This is a genomic window from Microbacterium sp. LMC-P-041, from assembly GCF_030209555.1.
Lineage (GTDB): Bacteria > Actinomycetota > Actinomycetes > Actinomycetales > Microbacteriaceae > Microbacterium.
Genome location: NZ_JARVRV010000001.1, coordinates 525,722 through 549,622, shown reverse-complemented (window position 1 = coordinate 549,622; position 23,901 = coordinate 525,722). Strand labels below are relative to the sequence as shown.

At 69.0% G+C, this 23,901-nt stretch carries 14 protein-coding genes and 1 tRNA gene; 10 read left to right on the top strand and 5 right to left on the bottom strand.

The features are described from left to right. Positions 1 to 141 precede the first annotated feature (141 nt). Both QRN21_RS02625 and QRN21_RS02620 read left to right on the top strand, forming a co-directional pair. Positions 142 to 3,375, top strand: coding sequence for an ATP-dependent helicase (locus QRN21_RS02625; protein ID WP_285363069.1), 3,234 nt, complete (start codon positions 142 to 144; stop codon positions 3,373 to 3,375). Next, a complete protein-coding gene (locus tag QRN21_RS02620) occupies positions 3,324 to 6,818 on the top strand; it encodes an ATP-dependent helicase (RefSeq protein ID WP_285363068.1) in 3,495 nt (1,164 codons plus the stop codon). The genes QRN21_RS02625 and QRN21_RS02620 overlap by 52 nt, the downstream gene beginning before the upstream one ends. On the opposite strand, the gene QRN21_RS02615 is transcribed toward QRN21_RS02620, so the two are convergent. Continuing rightward, positions 6,764 to 8,113 (bottom strand): phosphotransferase, encoded by a 1,350-nt coding sequence (locus tag QRN21_RS02615; RefSeq protein WP_285363067.1) that lies wholly within the window; start codon positions 8,111 to 8,113, stop codon positions 6,764 to 6,766. The genes QRN21_RS02620 and QRN21_RS02615 overlap by 55 nt on opposite strands. Before the next feature lie 64 nt (positions 8,114 to 8,177). Here QRN21_RS02615 and nudC point away from each other — a divergent pair, with 64 nt between their 5' ends. After that, a complete protein-coding gene (gene nudC / locus QRN21_RS02610; RefSeq protein WP_285363066.1) occupies positions 8,178 to 9,077 on the top strand; it encodes an NAD(+) diphosphatase in 900 nt (299 codons plus the stop codon). Next, the gene (locus tag QRN21_RS02605; RefSeq protein ID WP_053095601.1) at positions 9,074 to 10,795 is read left to right on the top strand and encodes an ATP-dependent helicase; all 1,722 of its coding nucleotides are present in this window, start codon (positions 9,074 to 9,076) and stop codon (positions 10,793 to 10,795) included. Before nudC ends, QRN21_RS02605 begins: the two co-directional genes overlap by 4 nt. Positions 10,796 to 11,584: 789 nt before the next feature. On the opposite strand, the gene QRN21_RS02600 is transcribed toward QRN21_RS02605, so the two are convergent. After that, positions 11,585 to 12,991, bottom strand: a complete 1,407-nt coding sequence (locus QRN21_RS02600; RefSeq protein ID WP_285363065.1) for a zinc-dependent metalloprotease — start codon at positions 12,989 to 12,991, stop codon at positions 11,585 to 11,587. Between the two features lie 117 nt (positions 12,992 to 13,108). On the opposite strand from QRN21_RS02600, the gene QRN21_RS02595 reads away from it, so the two are divergent. Next, positions 13,109 to 14,203 (top strand): YlbL family protein, encoded by a 1,095-nt coding sequence (locus tag QRN21_RS02595; protein WP_285363064.1) that lies wholly within the window; start codon positions 13,109 to 13,111, stop codon positions 14,201 to 14,203. A gap of 46 nt (positions 14,204 to 14,249) precedes the next feature. Beyond that, positions 14,250 to 17,144 carry a UPF0182 family membrane protein gene (locus QRN21_RS02590; RefSeq protein WP_053095604.1) on the top strand — a complete coding sequence of 965 codons (2,895 nt, stop codon included), beginning with the start codon at positions 14,250 to 14,252 and terminating at the stop codon, positions 17,142 to 17,144. A gap of 151 nt (positions 17,145 to 17,295) precedes the next feature. Here QRN21_RS02590 and QRN21_RS02585 read toward each other — a convergent pair whose 3' ends face one another. After that, positions 17,296 to 17,886, bottom strand: coding sequence for a hypothetical protein (locus tag QRN21_RS02585; RefSeq protein ID WP_056278129.1), 591 nt, complete (start codon positions 17,884 to 17,886; stop codon positions 17,296 to 17,298). Positions 17,887 to 18,107: 221 nt separating this feature from the next. On the opposite strand from QRN21_RS02585, the gene QRN21_RS02580 reads away from it, so the two are divergent. After that, positions 18,108 to 19,427, top strand: a complete 1,320-nt coding sequence (locus QRN21_RS02580) for a hypothetical protein (RefSeq protein WP_053095606.1) — start codon at positions 18,108 to 18,110, stop codon at positions 19,425 to 19,427. A 4-nt stretch (positions 19,428 to 19,431) separates the two neighbouring features. Further along, the gene (locus QRN21_RS02575; RefSeq protein ID WP_053095607.1) at positions 19,432 to 19,899 is read left to right on the top strand and encodes a hypothetical protein; all 468 of its coding nucleotides are present in this window, start codon (positions 19,432 to 19,434) and stop codon (positions 19,897 to 19,899) included. Positions 19,900 to 20,019: 120 nt separating this feature from the next. On the opposite strand, the gene QRN21_RS02570 is transcribed toward QRN21_RS02575, so the two are convergent. Then, positions 20,020 to 20,093, bottom strand: a tRNA-Met gene (locus QRN21_RS02570). A gap of 78 nt (positions 20,094 to 20,171) precedes the next feature. Here QRN21_RS02570 and QRN21_RS02565 point away from each other — a divergent pair. Further along, positions 20,172 to 20,993: a carbon-nitrogen hydrolase family protein gene (locus QRN21_RS02565; protein ID WP_056278131.1), complete on the top strand. Its 822-nt coding sequence runs from the start codon at positions 20,172 to 20,174 to the stop codon at positions 20,991 to 20,993. 10 nt (positions 20,994 to 21,003) lie between these two features. Here the strand turns inward: QRN21_RS02565 and QRN21_RS02560 are convergent, their stop codons facing one another. Further along, the gene (locus QRN21_RS02560; RefSeq protein WP_285363063.1) at positions 21,004 to 22,203 is read right to left on the bottom strand and encodes an aminotransferase class I/II-fold pyridoxal phosphate-dependent enzyme; all 1,200 of its coding nucleotides are present in this window, start codon (positions 22,201 to 22,203) and stop codon (positions 21,004 to 21,006) included. A 100-nt stretch (positions 22,204 to 22,303) separates the two neighbouring features. Between QRN21_RS02560 and QRN21_RS02555 the strand changes: the two genes are divergently transcribed. After that, positions 22,304 to 23,896, top strand: coding sequence for a S1C family serine protease (locus QRN21_RS02555; RefSeq protein WP_285363062.1), 1,593 nt, complete (start codon positions 22,304 to 22,306; stop codon positions 23,894 to 23,896). The last annotated feature ends 5 nt before the right edge of the window (positions 23,897 to 23,901 follow it).

The following is a 23,901-nucleotide window of genomic DNA, read 5'->3' as shown; positions in this document are numbered from 1 at the left end:
TCGGAGGTCGACGACTGAGCCCAACTCTACCGGGCGGCGAGGTGACGGGATCCGCGGATCGGGCCGGTTTCGCCCTGAGCGCACACCGTCGCGAGACGCCGACGCCCGGCGATGTCGGCGCGCCGCAGTAGCGTGGAGGACATGACAGAGGATGCCGCGCAGAACGCCGTGATCGGTGCAGACGCCTCGGCATCCGGCGTCATCATCGGGGCGCCCGGCACGGGCAAGACCCGCACTCTCACCGAGCGCGTCGTCCATCTGCTCGACACAGCGGGGATGCGTCCGGAGCAGGTCCTCGTCCTCACTCCCAGCAGGCAGGCGGCGACCGCGCTGCGGGACCGCATCGGGGTCAGGATCGGTCAGGCCACTCCCGGGCCGCTGGCCAGGTCGCTCGGGTCGTTCGCATTCCAGGTGGTGCGCGGAGCGATGGTCCGCGAAGGGGCGGAGCCACCGGCTCTGCTGACCGGCGCAGACCAGGACCGCCTGATCGCCGAGCTCCTCGCCGGCGATGCGGAGGACGAGCGCATCGACTGGCCGCAGGCGCTGAGCCCCGCCGTACGCGCCTCCAAGGGGTTCCGCTCCGAGCTCCGTGCCTTCCTCGCGGAATGCGTCGAACTGGGGGCGCAGCCCGACGAGCTGCGCACGTCCGATGTCCCCGCCTGGTCGTCCGTCGCCGAGTTCCTCGTCGAATACCGCGCCGTGCTCGACCTGGCACGGGCATCCCACCGCGACGCGGCAGACCTGCTCGCCGAGGCGTGCACGATCCTGCGCACCGCCGAGCCGAGTGCCCTCGGCCCTCTCGCCGACCTCAGGGTGGTGCTCATCGACGACGCGCAGGAGCTGACGCGCGGTGGCATCGCGGTGGTCGAGGCGCTCCGTGCGCGAGGCACGGCAGTGCTCGCCTTCGGCGATCCTGACATCTCCTCCGGAGCTTTCCGCGGCGCGAGCCCCGAGTTGTTCGCGCAGCTCGCCACGGCGCTGGGCGAGGTCCACGTGCTCGATGTCCCTCATCGTCAGGCGCCGGCGCTCACCGCGCTGACCCGCACCGTCACGCAGGCGATCGGCGTGTCGGGTCGCGTCGACCACAGGCGCGCGCCCGAGCCCGTCGCCGCGCACAGCCCGGGCGCCCCCGGCGACGTGAGCACCTTCATCGCCCCGTCACCGCATGAAGAGCTCGACCGCATCGCGGGTGTCATGCGCGAATGGCATCTCGTGGATGACGTCCCGTGGGATCGCATCGCGGTCATCGCACACGACACCAGGCAGGTCACGCAGCTCGACGCAGAGCTCGCCGCGCGGGAGATCCCGACGAGAGCCGCGGGCGTGCAACGTCCTCTCGGCTCCGAGCCGATCGTGCGCGACATCGTCGGCATCGTGCGCCTGGCCCTCACGCCGGCCGAGGAGCGGACTCCCCAGGACTGGGAGGAGGCGCTCCGCACTCCCTTCGGAGGCATGGATGCGATCGGGCTCCGACGCCTTCGCGCTCGTCTGCGCCATATCGAGCTCGACCTGGGGGGCTCGACGCCCGCACGGGAACTGCTGCGCCAGGCGCTGGCATCGCCCGACCACTTCACGCTCATCGACGCCCAGGAATCGCGCCTGGCCGCGCGCTTCGCCGCGACGATCGCAGATGTGGCCGCCGCGGCTGCCGACGGCGAGACGGTCCACGATCTCCTGTGGCGGGTCTGGGACCAGGCCAGAGCGGTCGACGGGCGCAAGCTCCAGATCGCCTGGCGTGAGATGTCGTTGCAGACCAGCGGCGCGGAGACGGCGCGAGCCCTCGATGCGCTCGTCTCCCTGTTCGGTGCGGCCAAGCGATTCGTCGAGCGCACCCCGAACGAGAAGCCGGAGGTCTTCGTGCGCGACATCCTCGACAGCGAGGTGCCCGAAGACTCCCTCTCGAGTCCCGACCGGCCGGGCCGTGTGACCCTGCTCACACCGGCGACCGCACTCGGAACGGAGTTCGACGCGGTCGTGGTGGCCGGAGTGCAGGACGGAATCTGGCCGAATGTGCGGCTGCGCGGCGGGATGCTCCAGTCCTGGCGTCTCGCCGACGCACTGCTCGCATCCCGCACCGGAACCGCCGAGCACCCGCCCGAGGCACTCGACAGGCGCCGCGCCGCTCTGCACGATGAGCTGCGGCTGTTCGTCCGCGCCATCTCTCGTTCGCGGAGCAGACTCCTCATCACCGCGGTCGATGACGACGACATGACACCCAGTGCGTTCTTCGGCTTCCTCCCGCCGCCCGACCTGCCCGAGCTGCATGCCTCGGCCGAGCACCCGCTCACGCTGCGCGGTCTCGTCGCGCGTCATCGTCGGGTACTGACGACCTCGAGCGTCCGTGCCGCCCGAGACCACGCCTCCGCCCAGCTGGCGGTGCTCGCGCGGGAGGGAGTGCCGGGTGCCGATCCGGACGAGTGGTACGGAGTGACGCCGCCGACGACCGATGCACCGCTGCACGACCTCGCCGTCGACGCCGCCAGGGTCTCGCCGTCGCGGATGGAGTCCTTCGAGGAGTGCGAGCTGAACTGGGCGGTGTCCGCCCTGGGCGGCGACACCGTGATGCCGCCGTCGGCCGGAATCGGCACGATCATCCACGAGGCGATGGAGCAGGTGCCCGACGGCGAACTGGACCGTCTGCGTGACGTCCTGGCCGAGCATTGGCCGGAGCTCGATTTCGAGACGGCCTGGATAGGTCGCAAGGAGAGGCGCCGCGCCGATCTGTACATCGATCGACTGCACAGCTACCTGTCGGACGTGTCGGACGAAGGCGGTCGAGTGATCGCCGGCGAGGTGGAGTTCCGGTTCGCGGTCGAGGTGCCCGAGCAGGAGGGCATCGCGCCGGGCGTGCGTGCGGCGAGCGTCGACGGCGACCCCCATCCGCACCATGCGATCGTGCACGGCTTCATCGACCGGGTCGAGGCGTACACCGCGGGTGGTGGAGAGCATGCGAAGGCGCGGGGACAGAAGTGGACGCGCATGGCCGATGCGCAGAGCGGGGAGCGCGTCGTGGTCGTGGACTTGAAGACCGGCAAGTACGAGCCGGAGAGCGAGCAGAAGGTGGCGGACCACGCCCAGCTCGCCGCATACCAGGTGGCGGTGCAGGAAGGACTCGTGGCGGGAGCGGATCCTGCGGCCCTCGCCGGCGCGCGCCTCGTCCTGGTCGCCAAGACCCTGGCCGGCAGCGATTTCCGCGTCGCGCACCAGCACACCCTCGCCGGTGAAGAGCGTGTCCAGTTCCTCGGGCGGATCGCGGAAGCCGCCCGAGGGATGTCGGCGGCGAGCTTCACGGCCCATGTCGAGGCTCACTGCGCGGATACGCAATGGCGAGTCCAGCCGTGCCGCATCCACACCGTCGCCGCGGTGAGCGCGTGACGGCGTGGACGGGAGCGGGGAACGGGATCTCTGCTCTGGACGTCGCCGCCGCGCTCGGTCTCCCCGCACCGACGGAGGCTCAGCAGCGGGTGATCGAGTCGCCACCGGCGCCGGCTTTGGTGGTCGCGGGCGCGGGCAGCGGAAAGACCGAGACGATGGCCGGCCGCGTCGTCTGGCTGGTCGCGAACGGGCATGTGCGACGCGATCAGATCCTCGGCCTGACCTTCACGCGGAAGGCCGCGGGTGAGCTCGCGGAACGCATCGGCGTCCGTCTGGCGCTCATCGACGAATACGGGAGACGAGGACTGCTGCCGCACCTGCCCGAGATCGTGGCGAGCGGTGCCCTCGATCGGGTGTCGAGAGCCGCGAACGCCAGACAGCGCGAGGTCGTCCGATCGCAGGTGCTCGACGAGCTCGCCGCACGTTTCGGCACCGGGGCGGTCTCGACCCCCCGTTCGGCCGAGGATCTGTTGATCCGTCCGAAGGTCTCGACATACAACGCGTTCGCGGATGGCATCGTGCGCGAGCACGCGGCGCGCATCGGCCGCGACTCCGACGTCGCCATGCTCAGCCAGGCCGCATCCTGGATGCTCGTGCGCGACGTGGTGCTGCGCGCCGACCTGCCGGCGCTGGAGGAGATCGACCGGTCGGTGGCGGGGGTGGTCGACGCGGTTCAGAGATTGGCCGGCGACTCGCTCGATCACCGGGTCGATCTCGACCGCGCCGATCGCATCGCGCTGCGCCAGGCCGAGGCGTTCGAGCCGTACCTCAGCAACGCGGAGGTCGCGACCGCGGCTGCGAACCTGCGCGCTCTTCCCGCTCTGTCCGTCCTGGTGCGCGATTACATCGCCGAGAAGGAGCGCCGCGGAGTGCTGGACTTCGCCGACCAGGTCAGCGGCGCCTACGACATCGTGGAGTCGTCTCCCGACGTGCGCGAGGACCTGCGGCAGCAGCATCAGGTGGTGCTGCTGGACGAATACCAGGACACCTCGGTGATCCAGACGCAGTTCCTCGCCCGACTCTTCCGCGACACCGCGGTGATGGCGGTCGGGGATCCGCACCAGTCGATCTACGGATGGCGAGGCGCCAGCGCGGACAATCTGCATGCCTTCGCGCGCACCTTCTCCGAACACGAGAGCGTCGGCAACTACAGTCTGATGACGAGCTGGCGCAACGACCGGAGCATCCTCGGTGTCGCCAATCGCATCCTCGGTCCGCTGCGCAGGCCCGGATTGGATGTGCCACCGCTCGAGTCTCGTCCCGGCGCCGGCCCCGGAGCGGTCGAGATGAGCTTCCCGCTCACCGTCGATGACGAGGCTCGCGCGGTCGCCGAATGGTTCGCGGCGCGTCGCGCGGAGCACGACGACCTCGCGAAGCCGCATACCGGAGCGGTGCTGTTCCGGTCGAAGCGGCACATGCAGACGTTCGCGGCGGCCCTTGCCGCAGAAGGGATTCCGCACCGCATCCTGGGGCTCGGGGGACTCCTGGCGACCCCCGAGGTCGTCGATGTCGTGTCGACGCTGCGCGTGCTGCACGATCCGACGGCGGGCTCTGCGTTGATCAGGCTCCTCGTCGGTCCTCGATTCTCCGTCGGTGTCGCCGACATGGCGGCGTTGCAGCAGCTCGCGGCGGAGCTCTCCCGTCGGGACAGCGGGCTGCTGCCGCTGGACGACGAGCTCCGCAAACGCATCCGCGCGTCACGGGGGGCCGACGAGGCGCTGTCGATCATCGACGCCGTCGACGTGCTCCGCGGTCTCAGCGACGACTACCGCCTTCTCGCCGGGATCACGCCGGACGGGCGTTCTCGCATCCGTGCCGCGGGCGAGATGCTCGAACGCCTCCGACGGGCGTCGTCGCTTCCGCTTCCCGATCTGCTGAGGCTGATCGAGCTCGAGCTGCGTCTGGACATCGAGCTCGCCGCGAACGAGACCAGAGGGCCGGCGCGTATCGCGGCGACGCAGCTGCGCGCGTTCACCGACGAGGTCCGGTCGTTCCTCGCCGCAGACGAACGGGGGACCATCTCGAGTCTCCTCGCCTGGTTGGAGAAGGCCGAGAGCACGGACGAGCTGGTGCCGCGGCCCGAGCCGCCCGAACCCGGGGTCGTCCAGCTTCTGACGATCCACGGATCCAAGGGGCTGGAGTGGGATGCGGTCGCCGTCGTCCGTATGGTCGAGGGCGAACTGCCGTCGCGCCCGACGGACACCTCAGGATGGTTCGGCTTCGGAGTGCTGCCGTTCGCTCTGCGAGGCGACAGCGCGGCCCTGCCGACCTTCAGTTGGATAGCGCCCTCGGACGAAGAGCTCGATGCGGCGAAGCGGCTGAAGGCAGGTATCGCATCGCTGACCAGCAGGAGCAAGACAGCGCCGGGCGCGATCACGGTCTTCAAGGACGCCTACCGCGAGTATCAGCAGGAGGAGGAGCGTCGACTCGCCTACGTCGCCGTCACCAGGGCGCGCAGTCATCTGCTTCTGACCGGGGCCCACTGGGCGGGGCAGAAGCAGCCGAAGAACCCGAGCCCCTATCTGACCGAGGCGATGGAGATTCTCGGAATCGCTCCGATCGAGCCCGTGGATCCGGACGAGAACCCCTACGACGGCCCCGGCGCAACGCTCACCTGGCCTCTCGACCCGCTCGGCGCTCGGCGTGGGGTCGTCGAGGCAGCCGCCGCCGCCGTGCGCGCGGCAGCCGACGGGGAGCCGGAGGCCGCTCCCGAACTGGCGCGTCTGCTCGCCGAGCGCGCCGCCCGATTGCGTGGCACCGACGCATCACCGCCCACCCGGGTGCCGGCCTCCCGCTTCAAGGACTACGTCACCGATTTCACCGGCACCGTGTCTTCCATCGTCCGTCCGATGCCTGAGCGGCCGTATCGGCAGACCCGGCTGGGCACGCTGTTCCACGCATGGGTCGAGCGGCGGAGCGAACTCGTCGGCGTCGGTCAGCGCGTCGACGAGGCGCTGTGGGAGGTCGACGAGGATGATCTCTCGTTCGTCGAGACCGTCGGCGGAGCGGAGGTCTCGTCCGCCGACGCCGCCGACCTCGAGACCCTGCAGTCGATCTTCGAGGCCAGCGAGTGGGGAGCGCTCAAGCCCATCGCGGTCGAGATCGAGATCGACTTCGCGCTGGGTGGCGCTGTGCCGGGTGACGAACGCCATATCGTCATCTGCAAACTCGACGCGGTCTATCGACGCGAGGATCGCGGCGGGCGCATCGAGATCGTCGACTGGAAGACGGGCAAGGCCCCACGCACACCTCGGGAACGGGAGGAGCGGATGCTGCAGCTCGCGCTCTACCGTCTCGCCTACCACCGTCGTTTCGGAGTGCCCCTGGAGGAGATCGACGTGGCGCTGTACTACGTCGCGGACGACCTCGTCATCCGCGGTGACCGCGTCTACTCCGAGTCGGAGCTCTTCCAGCGCTGGAGCGCTGCTCGGGCAGCCCGCTGAGCCTCGTCCTCCGGCGATCCCTCGTCTGAGCCGTCCGCTCGCTCAGTCCGCGCCGGGTCATCGACCGGGCGTCGCTCCGCGGTGGGCTCCTGCGCGGTGTGCCTGCGCACGCCTGAAAGATCTTCCGTCTCGAGACCACCGACCTCGAGACGACGAGCGGCGTCCGCGGCGGCGTCGCTGAGATCGCTCGTCGCCTGATCGTCGGCATCGCCATCAGGACCGTCGGCGTCGTCGTCGCGCCACAGCTCGTTCGGGTTGTACGCGTCGGTCTGCATCGACGTGTCGGCCCCCGCCGAGGCGCGTGCCGGCACTCTGTCGAGCGCGTCCAGGGCGGACTCGACGCCCTCGTTGCGCGACGCGATCACGCCGAGATCGTCGCTGTGCAATCCTTCGGCGAGTGCCTCGAGAAGGGCGGCGGCGTCGTCGACGATGTCGGGTCGGTGCAAGGAGTCGCCGTGGACGAGCCATCGGGCGAATTCGAGCTCGGCGAGCAGGCGTGCGCGCACCTCGAGAGCGCCGTCCGGCCCGCGGTCGGCGGCCCGAGCGTACGCGGCATGGACGTCGTGCGCCGCATCAGGGGCGGTGGACAGCCACGACAGATCGATCGCCGGATCTCCGACGGAGAGCGAATGCCACCCGATGAGTCCGGTGACCTCGGGACCGAGATCCGGGTCGTCCCGGAAGATGAAGGAGGTCGACTGCACGCCGCCCAGCACGACCGTCGATTCGAACCGCCAGAGATCGTCATCGGCGACGGCGTCGCGCCATCGCACGGTGAGCCGCGCGGGTACGCGCCCGGTCGATGCCGCGGAGTCGATCAGTCGAGCGAGTTCGTCGCGGCTCTCCTGCGCAGACCGCGTCGTCAACCCGGCGCCTCTCACGACCGAGGTGGGCAGGGAGTGCACTGCCGCGATCGCCGCACCCATCGATTCGGCGGCGCCACGGCCGGCCGGCACCATCGCCGCCTCGATCTGGAATCCGGGCAGCAGCTCCGTCACGAGCGCGTGTGCGTCTGCGAGTCGGGTCTCGCCGATGTATTCGGGGGCTCGGAAGGGGAGCATCGCCCGCGCGCCGGCTGTCAGAGCGCGCAGCGCGAGGGCCTCGGCGGCCAGCTCGCGTGAGGTCTCATCGTCATCGGCGACACGGATCGCGAGCTCGCGCCCGTCTGCGAGAGTGGCGACCGCGGAGTCGAAGCGTCCGTCACCGTCGGCGCTGAGCGTGCGCGCCCCGATCACCTCGGCGCCGGGCAGTGCGGCAGTCACCGCCGCGGCTAGAGTGAATGGAGAGCGTCCCATGCCTCCAGGGTAGGCGGACGTGGGGGTGGTCCAGCTTCCGCCACGCCCGTGAGAGAGGGAGACGATGATCGCCGGCAGCAGCACATCCCTCGATCGCGCAGCGGATCTGCGGGTCGAACCCGGAGTCCTCGATCGTCTGCGCGCCGACGAGGCGACGCGGGTCATCGCCGTACGAGACGGCCGCGTGCGCATCTCGGGCGCCGACCTCGAATCGGCCACGCTGCTGCGGGTTCCCGCCACCGAGATCGTCGATGCGACCTGGGCGCTCCTCGGGCGCGAAGGTGACGGTACCGCCGTGCTTCTCGCCGTTCTGCAGCCCGAGGGCGACACCGTCGACACCGCACCCGACGAGGTGTGGCTGGGACTCCGCGACCTCGGCGCGCGTCTCGGCTCGGGTGACACGGAGCTGCTCATCGAGGCGCTCGCGCTGGGAGGCTGGCTGCGGGACGCACCGTTCTGCCCCCGATGCGGCGGAGGGACGGAGCTGCGCCAGGCCGGATGGTCGCGCCGCTGCCTCGTCTGCGGTCGTGAGCACTTCCCTCGGACGGACCCTGCCGTCATCGTCGCGGTGGAGAGCTCTGACGGCGAACGGCTCCTGCTCGGGGCGAACGCCAACTGGGGCGGCCGGATGTACTCCTGCTTCGCCGGATTCACCGAGGCGGGCGAGTCGTTGGAGTCGACCGTGCATCGTGAGCTCGAGGAGGAATCCGGCGTTCGGCTGGCCTCGCTGCGTTACGTCTCGTCTCAGCCGTGGCCCTTCCCTCGCTCGCTCATGCTCGGCTTCCGTGCCGTCGCTCTGGATGAGCACGAGCTGCGGCCCGACGGGGAGGAGATCATCGACGTCCGCTGGTTCACCCGTGACGAGATCGGGTCCGCTCTCACCGGTGACGGACCCGTCGGCCTCCCGGGACCCGCGTCCATCGCCCGCGCACTGATTCTCGACTGGTTCGAGGAGCGCGCGTGAGCGCGCTCGAAGCCCTCGACGATCGACAGCGGGAGGCGGCATCCGTGCTGCGCGGTCCTGTCGCCGTGCTCGCAGGTGCGGGAACCGGGAAGACCCGAGTGATCACCCACCGGATCGCCCATGGCGTCGACACCGGTGCATACTCGCCGTCGCGCGTCATGGCGGTGACCTTCACGGCCAAGGCGGCGGGCGAGCTCAGGGGTCGTCTGCGCGCGCTCGGCGTCGAGGGCGTGGCCGCGCGGACATTCCACGCCGCCGCCCTCGCCCAGCTGAACTTCTTCTGGCCCACACTGGCCGGATCACCCGCTCCGTCGATCATCGACAACAAGGTGAGGCTGCTCGGCCAGGCTGCCGACGCGATGCGACTGCGGCCGAGCACCGCGACGCTTCGCGACCTCGCCTCGGAGATCGAATGGCGCAAGGTGTCGATGTTGTCGATCGAACAGCACGCGTCGCTCGGCCGCACGTTGAGCGGCGTCGACTCCGCTCAGTTCGTCGAACTGCAGCAGCGCTATGAGGCGCTGAAGGACGAGCGGCGCCAACTCGATTTCGAGGACGTGCTGCTGGCCTGCGCCGGGATGCTCGAGGCCGAACCTCGCGTCGCAGCGTCCGTGCACGAGCAGTATCGGCATTTCACGGTCGACGAGTACCAGGACGTCTCTCCGCTCCAGAACCGCCTGCTCGAACTCTGGTTGGGCGATCGCAAGGACATCTGCGTCGTCGGTGACGCGAGTCAGACCATCTACTCGTTCGCCGGCGCCGAACAGCGATTCCTCCTCGAGTTCGAGCGGCGGCATCCCGATGCCACGGTCGTGCGTCTCGAGACCAACTACCGTTCGCAGGCCCCGATCCTCGAAGCGGCGAACGCCCTGATGAAGGGGCGGCCGGGCGCCCTCGAACTCGTCCCGGCGAGAGAGACGTTCAACGCGGATTCGCCCACGGTCACGGCGTACGACTCCGAGCGCGACGAGGCAGAGGGGATCGCCGCCGCCGTGGCGGCGCGGATCGAGTCAGGGGCGTCGCCCTCAGAGATCGCCGTGCTCTACCGGGCTCATGCGCAGTCCGCGGTGCTGCAGCAGGCGCTCGCCGCCGAGGGCATCGCGACATCGGTGCTGGGTGGAACCCGGTTCTTCGCGATGCCCGAGGTGCGACAGGCGATCCTGGCCCTGCGGGCCGCCGCGGTCGCGCCGACCGAGCACGGTTTCCTGCCCGGGGTCCAGAGGGTCCTCCGCGAGCTCGGTCTCTCCGACGAGCCACCTGCGGCCGGGGGAGCTCAGCGCGACGGCTGGGAGGCTCGGCGGGCGATTCTGCGTCTCGCCGAAGACGCCGGACCCGATGAGACCCTGCGCACCTTCAGCGACGCGCTCATGGCGCGCGCGAAGGACCAGCACGAGCCCACCATGCGCACCGTGACTCTGTCGACGTTGCACGCCGCCAAGGGTCTCGAATGGCCGCATGTCTACCTCGCGGGGTGGGCGGAGGGCGCACTTCCGATCTCCTACGCCACCGGCTTCGAGGCGATCGACGAAGAGCGCCGCCTCGCTTACGTCGGCGTCACGCGGGCCGCGCGTACTCTCTCGCTGTCGTGGTCGCGCTCAGCGGGACGCGGGGAACGCGCCCCGTCGCGGTTCCTGGCAGAGATGGGAACGACTGCTCGCGGCACCGGCATTCTTCGTGAAACGTCACCGAGCGCCAGTCGCGGCGCCCCTCGCCGCTGACCTCCACGAACGAGCCCGGGGCCGCGCTCTCTGCGAGCAGCCGCGCGACGAGCATCGCCGCCTCCGTGATCCGCGCGGCACTGATCGGACCCGCGCCGCGCCCGATGAGTTGGGCGTGCATGCGGGGCCAGGCATCGTCGCGCTCGCGTTCATGCTCGTCGCGGCAGGTCAGGCAGGCCGATTCGCCGGGCACCACCAGGGGTCCGACCGTGATCCGTCCTCGCTCGAGCGCGACCGGCAGGTGCGAGGTGTCGTCGCGAAGGTAGCGTGCGAAGTGCAGCGCGGCCGCCGCACCTTCGACCAGCACGATGCCGATGTCGCGGGGATTCTCCCGCTCGCCGACGGCGATGCCCTCGTCGAGGAGCGCCTCGCGCATGCGGAACTCGCATCGCGCGTCGGCGACGTCGATGCTCTCCACCCACGCAGCCGGGGGAGCGGGAGAATCGTCGACGAGCAGCGGCTCGAGCCGCGCCAGGAGCATCCGCGCCTCTGCGCGCGGGGCGCCGGCGGCATGTGCCACGACATCGAAGCCCCCGCGCCGGAATCCGGCGGCCATCCGCGCGATCAGACGCTCGACCCACGGTTCCGAGGCGGCGATGCGCAGCGTCCCCTCGATGCCGATCTGCAGTGTCTCACCGTCCCGCCAGAGCAGCGGAACCGCGGGGTCCAGGCGAGTGATGGTCTTGGGTGTCAGAGGAGACATCCCTCGATTCTGCGCAAAGCCGAGCTCCCGGTGGGGGAGTCGCGGGCATCCGTGGAAAAGTCCTCGAGACTCTGCCACCCCGTCGGTCACACGGGTCGGTCTCCTCCTGGGCCGTCGTCACCGTCGGTGTCCTGCTGGCCTTCGGGCGTCTCCGGCTGCTCTCGCGAGAAGTCGTCGCCATCCAGCAGACGCGCCAGCGCCTCGTCGAACTCATCGGCGACCGGCTGCTCTCCCCGCGCGCTCGCCTGCAGTCGCGCCACGAGCGCCGACGGGTCGTCGATGTCGTCCGACGTCGGCATGAGGTCGGGGTAGTCCCACAGGGAGTCGCGCCCGGCGATGCCCACGGCGTCTGTCACCGCCTGCCACATGGCCGATGCCTCGCGCAGACGACGGGGCCGCAGCTTGAGTCCGACGAGAGCGCCGAGTGCGTCCTCGGCGGGACCGCCCACCGCGCGGCGGCGGCGAGCGGCTTCGGCGATGCGGGCACCGTCGGGAAGACGCGAGGTGGCCTGCGCGGTCACGACGTCGACCCAGCCGTCGATCGTCGCGACGAGGTTCTCGAGTCGGGCCAGCGCCTCGCGCTGCGCGTCGGTCTGCGTGGGAAGCAGCGCTCCGCCTTCGATGGCCGCGCGGAGCTCTTCGGGGTTGGACGGGTCGAGGCGGCTTGCGACGTCCTCGAGTGCATCCACGTCGACCGTGACCCCGCGGGCGAAATCGGTGATCTGCGCCATGACGTGCAGGTGCAGCCACTTCGAGTGGCGATACAGCCGGGCGTATGCGAGTTCGCGGGTCGCGAGATAGAGGGTGATCTGGTCTTCGGGGATCTCGAGACCCTCGCCGAACGCTGTCAGGTTCTGGGGGATGACAGCGGCAGTGCCGGCCGGAAGCACCGGGATGCCGACGTCTCCGCCCGACACCACTTCGAGTGCGAGGTTGCCGAGGACCTGGCCGAACTGCGCCGCGAAGACCGAGCCGCCGAGACCGCGCATGAGCTTGCCCGCGCCCTGCACGACGTCGCGCATCTCTTCGGGCACCTGCGTGTCGAGCGCGCTGGTGAGCGCATCGGCGATGCTCGTCGACACGGGGCCGGCGATCTCCTTCCACACGGGCAGGGTCGCTTCGACCCATTCGCCGCGCGTCATGGCCTTCGGCGACTCGCCGAGTTCGGAGATCGTGGTCGCCTCGCCGAGCCAGAGGTCCGCGAGGGCGAAGGAGTCGACGAGCGAGGTCCGCGAGCCGTCGGTGATGCCGAGACCATCGCGGTTGGCGATGTGCAGCGCCTGCCGCAGCGCGTTCTCCCAGGGATCGCCGCCGAACGCACCCTGCAGCTGCGACATGATCGTCTGCATCATCGCCGGGTCGATCTGGATCCCATCCATGCCCGCGAAGGCGTTCTGCAGCGCCTCGGGGTCGATGTCTCCGGCACCCTGGCCGGACATCATGCGTCGGAGGAACTCTTGGAAGTCCTCGGGGGTGGGGTCGTTGTCTGACATGTCGCTCGCCTCTCAGCACGCCTAAAGCCGTGGCATCTACGCTAGTCACAGGATCGGCCGCGAGACCCCGAAGCGGGCAGATCGCTGTACGCCGCCCGCGAACGACGGAGGAACCCTGTGGATCGAACCCGGTCTGTCAAGCTCGGACTGGGAGTCTGGGCGCTGGTCGTCGCGTTGATCGCGCTCGTCGTGCTGACCTTCCTCCCGACGCCTTACGTGATCCAGCGCCCGGGCCCGGTCTACGACACCCTCGGCACCGCGGCAGGAGCCGACGGCGAGCAGGTTCCGCTCATCCAGGTCGACGGCGCCGAGACGTTCGAGACCGGAGGCACTCTCGACCTCACGACCGTGCAGGTCGTCGGAAACCGTGAGCGCACCCCGAGCTGGTTCGAGCTCGCTCTCGCGTGGATGGACTCCTCACGAGCGGTGGTGCCTCTCGACTCCGTGTTCCCCGAGGGGGTCACGACGGAGCAGCGTGACGAACGCAACGCGACACTCATGGTGGACTCGCAGCACGAGGCGACCGCGGCAGCGCTCAACGAGCTGGGCTACGACACCGGAGCCGAGGTCGTCGTCCAGGAGGTCGTCGAGGATGCACCGGCCGAGGGAGCGCTCGAGGCGGAGGACGTCATCACCGCCGTGGACGGCGCCGCGGTGACCTCCGCGAAGCAGCTGCGTCAGGCGATCCAGGATGGGGAGGGCGCGCCGGTCGCGCTCACCGTGCAGCGCTCCGGCGAGGAACAGGTGGTCAAGGTGACGCCCGTCGAGCAGACCGACGGTGACGTGACGACGTGGCTGATCGGTGTCACGTTGCGCACGGACTACGATTTCGAGATCGATGTGACGCTCCAGCTCGACAATGTCGGTGGACCCAGCGCCGGGATGATGTTCGCGCTCGGCATCATCGACACCCTCACCGAAGGGGAGTTGAACGGCGGCGAGAACGTCGCCGGCACCGGCACGATCGAGGCCGATGGGACGGTCGGGCCGATCGGCGGCATCCGTCAGAAGCTCTACGGTGCCCGTGATGCGGGGGCGGAGTACTTCCTCGCTCCTTCGACGAACTGCGACGAGGTCACCGGCCACGTGCCGGACGGACTGTCCGTGATCAGCACCTCGACGCTGGAGGAATCGCTCGACGCGCTCGAGGTGATCGCGAACGGCGGCGACGTGGGATCGCTCCCGACCTGCGACGTCGTGACCTCCCCGTGACAGGTATGACAGCCGCAGCACAGTAAGGCGTGCCTAGGATGGGAGGGTGACCTCGACTTCTGCACCGAACCCGGCCACTCCCCGAACCTCGCGAAGAATCTTCGGTATCTCGCTGGCGATCATCGCCGCGCTGATCGCCGCCTTCTTCGTCTTCGCGTCGCTCTACACCGAATTCCTCTGGTTCGACCAGGTGGGCTTCGCGGGAGTGCTCACCACCCAATGGTTCGCCACGGCGGTGATGTTCGTCGTCGGATTCCTCGGCATGGCCGTGCCGCTGTTCGTCGCCATCCAGCTCGCGTACCGACTGCGCCCCGTCTACGTGCGGCTCAGCTCGCAGCTCGACAGGTACCAGGAGGTCATCGAGCCGCTCCGCCGCCTCGCGATGTGGGGCATGCCGATCTTCTTCGGCCTCTTCGCCGGCTTCTCGGCGGCCAGCCAGTGGAAGACCGTCTGGCTCTGGGCCAACGGCGTCGCGACCGACGCCACCGACCCGCAGTTCGGCGTCGACACCGGCTTCTACATGTTCGCGATGCCGTTCTACTCGATCCTGCTTGCTTTCGTGTCTGCGGTCCTGCTGCTCACCCTCATCGTCACCGCGCTGGTGTCGTACCTCTACGGGTCGGTCCGCATCGGTCAGGGCGAGCTGCGCATCTCGAAGCCCGCACGCATCCAGCTCGCTGTGATCGCGGGTCTGTACCTTCTGGTTCAGGCGGCGAGCCTGTGGCTCGACCGCTACAAGACCCTCGTCGCACAGGACGACCGCATCGTCGGCCCGGCCTACACGGGCGTCAACGCCACGATCCCCGGCCTCGCGATCCTCGCGATCATCGCCGCGCTCGTCGCCATCCTCTTCTTCGTCACGGCCGTCATCGGCCGCTGGCGGTTCCCTCTCGCCGCGACCGCGCTGCTCATCGTCGCCTCGCTCGTCGTCGGCGTCGGATTCCCGTGGGCCGTCACCACGTTCCAGGTCCGCCCGAACCAGAACGCCTACCAGGCGGAGTTCTACCAGCGGAACATCGACGGCACCAAGGAGGCGTACGGGGTCGCCGACCTCGAGACCACCCCGTTCGAAGCCGAGACCGACGCCGAGGCCGGCCAGCTGCGTGAAGACGCCGAGACCACCGCATCGATCCGCATCGTCGACCCCAACGTGATCAGCCCCGCCGTGCGACAGCTCGAGCAGTACCGCGGCTACTACCAGTTCCAGGAGAAGCTCGACGTCGACCGCTACGAGATCGGCGGGGAGATGCAGGACACGGTCGTCTCCGTCCGCGACCTCGACATGAACGGCGTCGACGTCACGAACTGGAACAACCGCGCCGCTGTCTACACGCACGGCTACGGCTTGGTCGTCGCAGCGGGCAACCAGCGCACGCCCGACGGCGAGCCGGTCTTCCTCGAGCGTGGCATCCCGTCCGACGGCTTCCTCACCCAGCAGGAGGAGTTCGAGCCGCGCGTGTACTTCGGCGAGAACTCGCCGGAGTACTCGATCGTCGGCTCTCCCGACGGAACCGATCCTGTCGAGATCGACTATCCGCGAGGCAAGGACGGCGCCAGCGAGACCAAGACGACGTTCGAGGGCGACGGCGGACCGAAGATCGGGAGCAGCTTCACGAAGCTGCTGTACGCGCTGAAGTTCCAGTCGGAGCAGATCCTGTTCTCGAACCTCGTGAACGACGACTCGCAGATCCTGTACGACCGCGATCCCAAGACGCGCGTGCAGAAGGTCGCCCCGTACCTCGAGCTCGACAGCGACCCGTACCCGAGCGTCGTGGACGGCAGGATCGTCTGGATCGTCGACGGATACACCACGAGCTCGACCTACCCCTACTCGACGAACGTGAGCCTGTCGGATGCGATCGCCGACTCGAACCTCCCGTCGCCGACGCTCGCGATCGACGAGATCAACTACATCCGCAACTCGGTCAAGGCCACGGTCGACGCCTACGACGGTTCGGTCACCCTGTACGCATGGGACGACCAGGATCCCGTGCTGCAGACCTGGCAGAACATCTACCCGTCGACGCTCAAGCCGGTGAGCGACATGTCGGCCGATCTGATGAGCCACGTCCGCTACCCGACAGACCTGTTCAAGGTGCAGCGCGACATCCTCGGCACCTACCACATCGACACCGCCGGCTCCTTCGCGCAGCAGGACAACCGCTGGCAGACACCGAACGACCCGCGCAGCGAGCAGGTCCTGCAGCCGCCGTACTACCTGACGATGCAGATGCCGGGTCAGGATTCCCCGCGCTTCTCGATGTTCTCGACCTTCATTCCTTCGGCGCAGGGCGGCAGCAACCGTGACGTGCTGATGGGCTATCTCGCGGTCGACTCGGATGCCGGATCGGAGGCCGGCGTGAAGGCGGAGGGCTACGGCCAGCTTCGGATGCTCGAGATCGACACCGATACGACCGTCCCAGGCCCCGGCCAGGTGCAGAACACCTACAACTCGGACACGGCCGTGGTGCCGCAGCTCAACCTGCTGCAGCAGGGCGAGTCCGAGGTGCTGTACGGAAACCTCCTCACTCTGCCCGTGGGTGGCGGTCTGCTCTACGTGCAGCCGGTGTACGTGCAGTCCTCGGAGGGCACCAAGCTGCCGCGTCTGCAGAAGGTCCTCGTGGCCTTCGGCGACAAGGTCGCGTTCGAAGACACGCTGACCGCCGCGCTCGACACCCTCTTCGGCGGTGATGCCGGTGCGACCGGTGGAGACGATGAGGTCGAGCCGACCGAGCCCGACCCGGACACCGGTGAGGTCCCGACCGAGCCGACGGTGCCGACCGACGCCGAGGCCGAGGCTCTTGCAGCCGCGCAGCAGGCGCTGACCGACCGAGAGGCCGCATTGAAGGCAGGCGACCTGACCAAGTTCGCCGAGGCCGACAAGCGCCTCACGGATGCCGTGAACACGCTGCTCGGACTGGAAGCCGCCTCGGGGGAGTGACAGCCCCGGCCCCGTCTGCACACGATGCCGTCCCTCGTTCGCGAGGGGCGGCATCGTCCGTTTCTGCCGACGCCCGCGGAGGCAGGTGCCGGGCGCGACGAGCAGTCCGCTGACGCCGCCGCGATCCGTCCGCGCCGATCAGTCCGGTCGGTCAGTCCGCGTCGTAGCGGCAGGTCACGGAGCCCGTGCCGCTCTGCTCGACGACCAGCTCGTCGTTCCACAGAATCTGACAGCTCACGGTCGAGTCCGTGTCGTCGTCCGGGGCGGTGACGACGATCTCCGCCGAATCGCCGGTCGTCGTGTACTGCTTCCAGCCGCTGGAAGCCCACTCCTCGTCGTACGCCTGTGTGTCATCGGCGAAGGAGACCGTGAATGTGGGTCCGCCCGTGGCGCGCACCTCGACGTGGTTGAGGCCGTTGCCGGCGAGGACGCCGACTGCCATCACGACGACGAGAATGAGATCGACCATGAGGGCGACCGCTGCGACGACGACGGCCGCCGTTCCCGTGCGAGCGACCGCGGAGCGTCTCGCTCGACCGCCCAGCAGGAGAGCGACGATCGCCAGCAGCGCGGCGGCTGCTGCGACCGGGAGCAGGGCCGGTACGGGCACGAGGAGCACGATCAATGCGACGGAGATCAGCAGAGCCACGGCGCCGATCCAGAGGCTGACGATCGCGCGCCGCGATGAGCCTGATGCGAGCGCGGGACGTTTCCGCGCGGCGCTGTCGGGAGTCTGCGTCATGATGGACCTCCGGGTCATTGTTTCCACCGACCGCGCCGCCGTCGACGGTCGCGCCGTTCGGTGGGACAGTCTAACGAGTGGATCCGCGGGCGATGCGGGTGTCGTCCTGTCGCGAGCGAAGGAGTCCGGGAATCGATTAGTCTCTCGGTGGAGCCGTCCCGACGCGTCGAGAGATGTCCGGGCGGCACTTGACGGAAATCGAGACTGGAGGGGATCGAGATATGCCTGACTATTCGGAGTTGCCGGACATCATCGGCAAGATGAAGCGCGCCGCGATCGACTGTTTCATGGCGGACCAGGGCTTTCACCCGAACTGGGGAAATGACCAGATCTACGCGAAGTGGGGCTTCATGCTCAACTTCTACAACCGGCCGAATGCCGCAGGCGAGGGTGGGGGCGACGGCAACGGCGTGAACCACTCGGTCGCACCGGCTTTCGACGACATCCGGGCCGCGATCGATGCCCGCGTGTCGAAGTGGCTTGATCTGCCGGACGGCGGGGACGCCTGCGAGGCGCCGGCGAGTGCGACCTCGGCGGCAGCCGCGATCCTCGGCACCTCGGGCGCGGGTGCGTCGGTGCAGAACACCGGTGCGATCGGCACAGCCAATGACTCGGTGCACGAGATGATGGCGAACAAGATCGAGGGCAGCTTCAAGCCCGCGTTCATCGACAAGTACTACATCCAGTTCCAGTCCGTCACCCACGGCCTGGGGGACGCATGCGTGATCCTCCAGCTCAACTACAGCGCTCAGGCCGCCATGTGGCCCGCCGCGCGACAGGACGTCGTGTCGATCTGCGACAGCGCTCGCGCCGCCTGGGACCAGAAGGCGGGGAACGCCGCTGCGGCCAACGGGACGCTCGTGCTGACCGTCGTCGGAGCGGTGGCGGGCGTCGTATCCGCGATCGTGACGGCCGGCACGGGCACGGTGGCCGCAGCAGCCGTGCTCTCGGGAATCGCCGGCGCGGCCAGCAGCGCCGTGCAGGGGATCGCCCGCAACGTCGTCATCGAGGGCAACACCTATTCCGACATCCTGTCGTCTCTCGACGAGGCGCTCGGCAATCTCGATAAGGCGCTCGAGAAGCAGGAGAACGAGCTCAACGACGCGATGACCGAAGCCGCGAGCATCATCCGCTCCGACAACGCCACCTACAATCTGGACGCGTTCGCTCTCGGCCCGTACCCGGTCGGTGACGGCACGATGAGCATGGACAGGAGCAATGCGACCGTGGTGTCGAACAGCATGGGCCGGATCGATACGGAGCTCGCCAGTGCCGCAGCGGCGCTCGGGAGCGCGCCGGCGTCGAACCCGACTCCCCGCGGCGCCGGTGTCGGGCGCTCGTCGAACGGCACGCATTACGCGGCGAGCGACCTCTACGCGCTGACGGCGCGCTGCCTGGCCCTCACCGTGGCCGAGTATGCCCGAGGGCATCAGCTGTTCGACGCGACTGTCGAGGACTTCTTCTCGTCGGATTCCGCGGCTTCGCAGGAGGTCTCGCGCCTCCTTGCCGAAGAGATCCTCAGCGCGAATCTGGGGGTGTGAGCTGATGGAAAGCCGTCATCTCGGACAGATCACCCTCGACGGCGGAACCGGAGGAGGCGCGATGAACGGCTCGGTGCCGTTCGACGGAGACGATGTGCAGGTGCGCATCGAGATCGACTATCCGGACCGCTTCGACGAGTCCGTCCTCAACGACGTCGATATGGTTCTCGACAATCTCGCCTTCCTCGACGAGATGGCGCGCACCACCATCTCCGAGGGAGTGCAGCGCGACAGCTCACCCGCGGCGAGTGTCTTCCGCACCTGGGAACAGGGCCGGGTCGGGGGCGCCTCGGCGGGTGACTTCGTGGACGCGCTCTCGGTCGCGCGCGTTCTCATCCTGCCGGACGGCGGAACCGCGAACAGGGACCGCGTCGTGATGAGCTACGTCGCGGCCGGCGCGGCGGCGCTGGGCAGCGTCCGAGTCAAGTTCGTCGAGCCGACCGGTCCTGAGCTCACACTCAGCTACCGCTGATCCTTCGCAGCCGAGCGATCTCGATGTCGCTCGGCTGCGAGGCCGGCGTGAGGTACACATGCGAAAGGCCCCTGATCGGAATATCTCCCGATCAGGGGCCTTTCGTGTGTCGCATTCTCGTTGCGGGGACAGGATTTGAACCTGCGACCTCCGGGTTATGAGCCCGGCGAGCTACCGAACTGCTCCACCCCGCGGCACGATCAATAGCCTAACACGCGAATCAGGAGTGCGCGAATCGAGCCGCGAGGACGCGTGTGCGAGAGGATGGGAGCATGCCAGAGACCCCCGCCGTGCCCGTCGCTGTGCCCGTCGCCGTCTGTCAGTTCGCCCCCACCGCCTCCCGTGCGGCCAACCGGGATCGGATCGCGGAGCTGACGGCGGAGGCCGCCGCACGCGGTGCCAGGCTGGTCGTGTTCCCCGAGTACTCGAGCTACTTCGTGGATCCGATGGACGCCACTCTCGCCGAGAACGCGGAGCCACTCGATGGTGAGTTCGTGTCGACACTGACTGCGCTGGCCTCCGACTACGCGGTGGTGATCGTGGCGGGGCTGGCCGAGCAGGCCTCGGACGCCGCTCATGTGAGGAACACGGTGGTCGCGGTGCGCGGCGACGGCATCCTCGCGACCTATCGCAAGCAGCACCTGTATGACGCCTTCGGCCAGACCGAGTCCGACTGGGTCGAGGCGGGGGAGGTCGGGGGAGCGGCGACGTTCGAGCTCGCGGGCATCCGATTCGGACTGATGACCTGTTACGACCTGCGATTCCCCGAGGTGTCGCGCACTCTGATGGATGCCGGCGCCGACGCCCTGGTGGTGCCGGCCGAGTGGGTCCGCGGTCCGCTCAAGGAGCACCACTGGACCACGCTGCTGGCGGCACGCGCCATCGAGAACACCGCGTACGTGATCGCCGCCGACCACCCGACCCCGATCGGCGTCGGGCACTCGCAGATCGTCGATCCGCAGGGCGTCGTGCTCGCCGGGGTGGGAACGAACGAGGGCATCGCGGTCGCGACAGTCGAGCGGAGCACGATCGATCGCGTGCGGGCAGTGAACCCGTCCCTGCGCGGGCGCCGATACGCCGTCGGTCCGCGCTGAACGAGAGCGTTCAGAAGCTCGTCGCGAGCCTCGTCGCCGCGTCCTCCAGGATCTCGACGCGTTTGCACGCCGCGAAGCGGACGAGCCCGGCGTACTCGCGTCGGCGTGACTGCGACACGAAGGCGGTCAGCGGGATCGCGACCACTCCTGCGCGTTCGGGAAGTGCGCGGCAGAACTCCGCGGCATCCGCTCCGCCGAGCGCTGACGCGTCGGCCACCGTGAAATAGCCGCCCTGGGGCGGATGCACGGTGAACCCGGCGGCGCGCAGGCCGGCGCCGAGTATCTCGTGCTTGCGCGCCAGCGTCGACGCGGCACCCGCGAAGAACGCATCTCCGAGGCGCAGACCCACGGCGATCGCCGGCTGGAACGGCGAGCCGTTCACGTATGTCAGATACTGCTTCACGGTCAGCACAGCGGTGATGAGATCGGCGGGGCCGTGCACCCAGCCGATCTTCCAGCCGGTCGCGGAGAACGTCTTGCCCGCCGACGAGATCGTGAGCGTGCGCTCGGCGGCACCCGGCAGGGTGGCGACGGGGGTGTGCGGGATCTCGAACGCGAGATGCTCGTAGACCTCGTCGGTGACGATGATCGCATCGTGCAGGTCGGCGAGACGGACGACCTCCGAGAGCACCTCGCGACCGAAGACGGCTCCGGTGGGGTTGTGGGGGTCATTGACCAGGATGATGCGCGTGCGGTCGGACACCACGTCCGCCAGCTGCTCGAGATCGGGCTGGAAGTCCGGAGCGCGCAACGGCACCGTGCGCAGTCGCGCGCCGGCGAGAGCGACCGCCGCCGCGTAGGAGTCGTAGTACGGCTCGAAGACGACGACCTCGTCGTCAGGACCCTCGATGAGGGCGAGCAGCGTCGCGGTCAGCGCCTCGGTGGCACCGGCCGTCACGATCACCTCTGTGGAGGGGTCGACCTCGAGCCCGTAGAAGCGCCGCTGGTGTTCGCTGATCGCGGCGAGCAGGTCGGGGTTCCCTCTTCCGGGCGGGTACTGGTTCACCCCGCGGGAGATCGCGTCCCTGGCAGCGTCGAGCACCTCTGCAGGACCGTCCTCGTCGGGGAAGCCCTGGCCGAGATTGATCGCACCGGTACGGGCCGCAGCAGCGGACATCTCTGCGAAGATGGTGGGCGCGACGGTTCCGTCTGGTGCGAGCAGACCGGCTCCCGCTGCCGTGCGCCGCCATGCGCCGGGGATGACACTCATGAAGAACAGGCTAAGGCCATAGGTGAAACTCATCTTCGCCATACGAAACGCACAGATACAGGCGTCACTCTGAGAGGGCGTTGTTGAAGGAGCACACACCATGAACGAAGACAGCACCCAGGACCACACGGCACCTGCGTCGAATGACGCAGCGCCGTCCACCGAGGCAGCAGAGGTCGTCGACCGTTCGACGACGGATGCCGCCGCTCAGACCCCCGGCATCGTCGCCGCCCCGGGGCCATATCAGGGACACCACGTTCCCGCGACGTTCACATCGTCACCCGCGCCGGCATTCGAGGCGCCGGCCGCCCCGGTGGCGCCGGACGCCCAGACCGTCCCGCAGCAGTACCTCGGAGCGCCGGGACACCACCCTGGCCACGCATCGGGACCGGTCGGCGGACCGGCCGCGGCCTCTCCCGGTGCGGCGTTCGGTCTGCACACCGGAGCGCAGCCCGGGCAGCCGGTCGACGGCTCCGTCAAGGTCAAAGAGCAGAAGCCGCGCGCCGGAGTGAAGTTCGCCGCGATCGTCGTGGCGGCTGCGCTCGTCGGCGGTGTCGCGGGCTTCGGCGGCGGAGCGATCCTCAACGGGATCTCCGACCAGAGTTCGACGGGCGTCGCCCAGGGTCCCGAGACCATCACCGTCAACAACCCCGGCTCCGTCAACGAGACGACGGCCGTCGCGACCGCGGCGCTCCCGTCGGTCGTCACCATCGAGGTGGCCGGCTCCGATCAGGGCGGCAGCGGATCGGGCGTCATCATCAGCGACGACGGCTACGTGCTCACGAACACTCACGTGGTGACGCTCGGCGGCGCAGTCGCCGATCCCACGATCCGCGTCACCACGTCGGACGGCCGCATCTTCTCGGCGACCGTCGTCGGGACCGACCCGATCTACGACCTCGCCGTCATCAAGCTCGAGGACGCGACAGATCTCACCCCGATCGACTTCGCAGACTCCTCCAAGCTCAACGTGGGGGACACCGCGGTGGCTCTGGGCGCGCCGCTCGGCCTGTCGAACTCGGTCACGACCGGAATCGTCAGTGCTCTGAACCGCAGCATCCAGATCGCGTCGTCGGCGCTTCCGGACTCGTCCTCGGAAGATGCTCCGCAGAACGAGCAGCAGGACCCTGAGGAGGGCGAGGGCCCGTTCCAGTTCGATCTGCCCGGCAACACCTCGCAGCAGACGTCGGAGTCGATCTCGATCGCCGTGATCCAGACGGATGCCGCCATCAACCACGGCAACTCCGGCGGCGCGCTCGTGAACAGCAAGGGCGAGCTCATCGGCATCAACGTCGCGATCGCGAGCTCCGGGAGCTCGGAGGAGTCGGGATCCATCGGGATCGGCTTCGCCATCCCCGCGAACATCGCTCAGCGGGTGTCGGAGGAGATCATCGCCGACGGCGCAGCCACCCATGGCCTGCTCGGGGCGTCGGTGCAGGATGCGGCCAGCGTCAAGGATGCCGACGTGTCGGGTGCCTACATCGCGGATGTCACCGGTGGCGGCGCCGCCGCGGCCGGCGGGCTGAAGGCCGATGACATCGTGACCGCGTTCAACGGCGTGCCCATCACGAGCGCCAGCGACCTCACGGCGCAGGTGCGGGCGGCAGCCGGGGGCAGCGACGCGAAGGTCACGTACATCCGTGGCGGCAAGGAATACGAGGCCGATGTGACCCTGGGCGACCTCGCCGGCTGACTCCG

Bases quoted from the DNA above. Each gene is read 5' to 3' on its own strand.
- QRN21_RS02620 (WP_285363068.1), top strand. From the start codon at position 3,324: ATGGCGAGTCCAGCCGTGCCGCATCCACACCGTCGCCGCGGTGAGCGC.
- QRN21_RS02565 (WP_056278131.1), top strand. From the start codon at position 20,172: ATGCCAGAGACCCCCGCCGTGCCCGTCGCTGTGCCCGTCGCCGTCTGT.
- QRN21_RS02600 (WP_285363065.1), bottom strand. From the start codon at position 12,991: ATGTCAGACAACGACCCCACCCCCGAGGACTTCCAAGAGTTCCTCCGA.
- QRN21_RS02555 (WP_285363062.1), top strand. From the start codon at position 22,304: ATGAACGAAGACAGCACCCAGGACCACACGGCACCTGCGTCGAATGAC.
- QRN21_RS02575 (WP_053095607.1), top strand. From the start codon at position 19,432: ATGGAAAGCCGTCATCTCGGACAGATCACCCTCGACGGCGGAACCGGA.
- nudC (WP_285363066.1), top strand. From the start codon at position 8,178: ATGATCGCCGGCAGCAGCACATCCCTCGATCGCGCAGCGGATCTGCGG.
- QRN21_RS02625 (WP_285363069.1), top strand. From the start codon at position 142: ATGACAGAGGATGCCGCGCAGAACGCCGTGATCGGTGCAGACGCCTCG.
- QRN21_RS02580 (WP_053095606.1), top strand. From the start codon at position 18,108: ATGCCTGACTATTCGGAGTTGCCGGACATCATCGGCAAGATGAAGCGC.
- QRN21_RS02585 (WP_056278129.1), bottom strand. From the start codon at position 17,886: ATGACGCAGACTCCCGACAGCGCCGCGCGGAAACGTCCCGCGCTCGCA.
- QRN21_RS02560 (WP_285363063.1), bottom strand. From the start codon at position 22,203: ATGAGTGTCATCCCCGGCGCATGGCGGCGCACGGCAGCGGGAGCCGGT.
- QRN21_RS02615 (WP_285363067.1), bottom strand. From the start codon at position 8,113: ATGGGACGCTCTCCATTCACTCTAGCCGCGGCGGTGACTGCCGCACTG.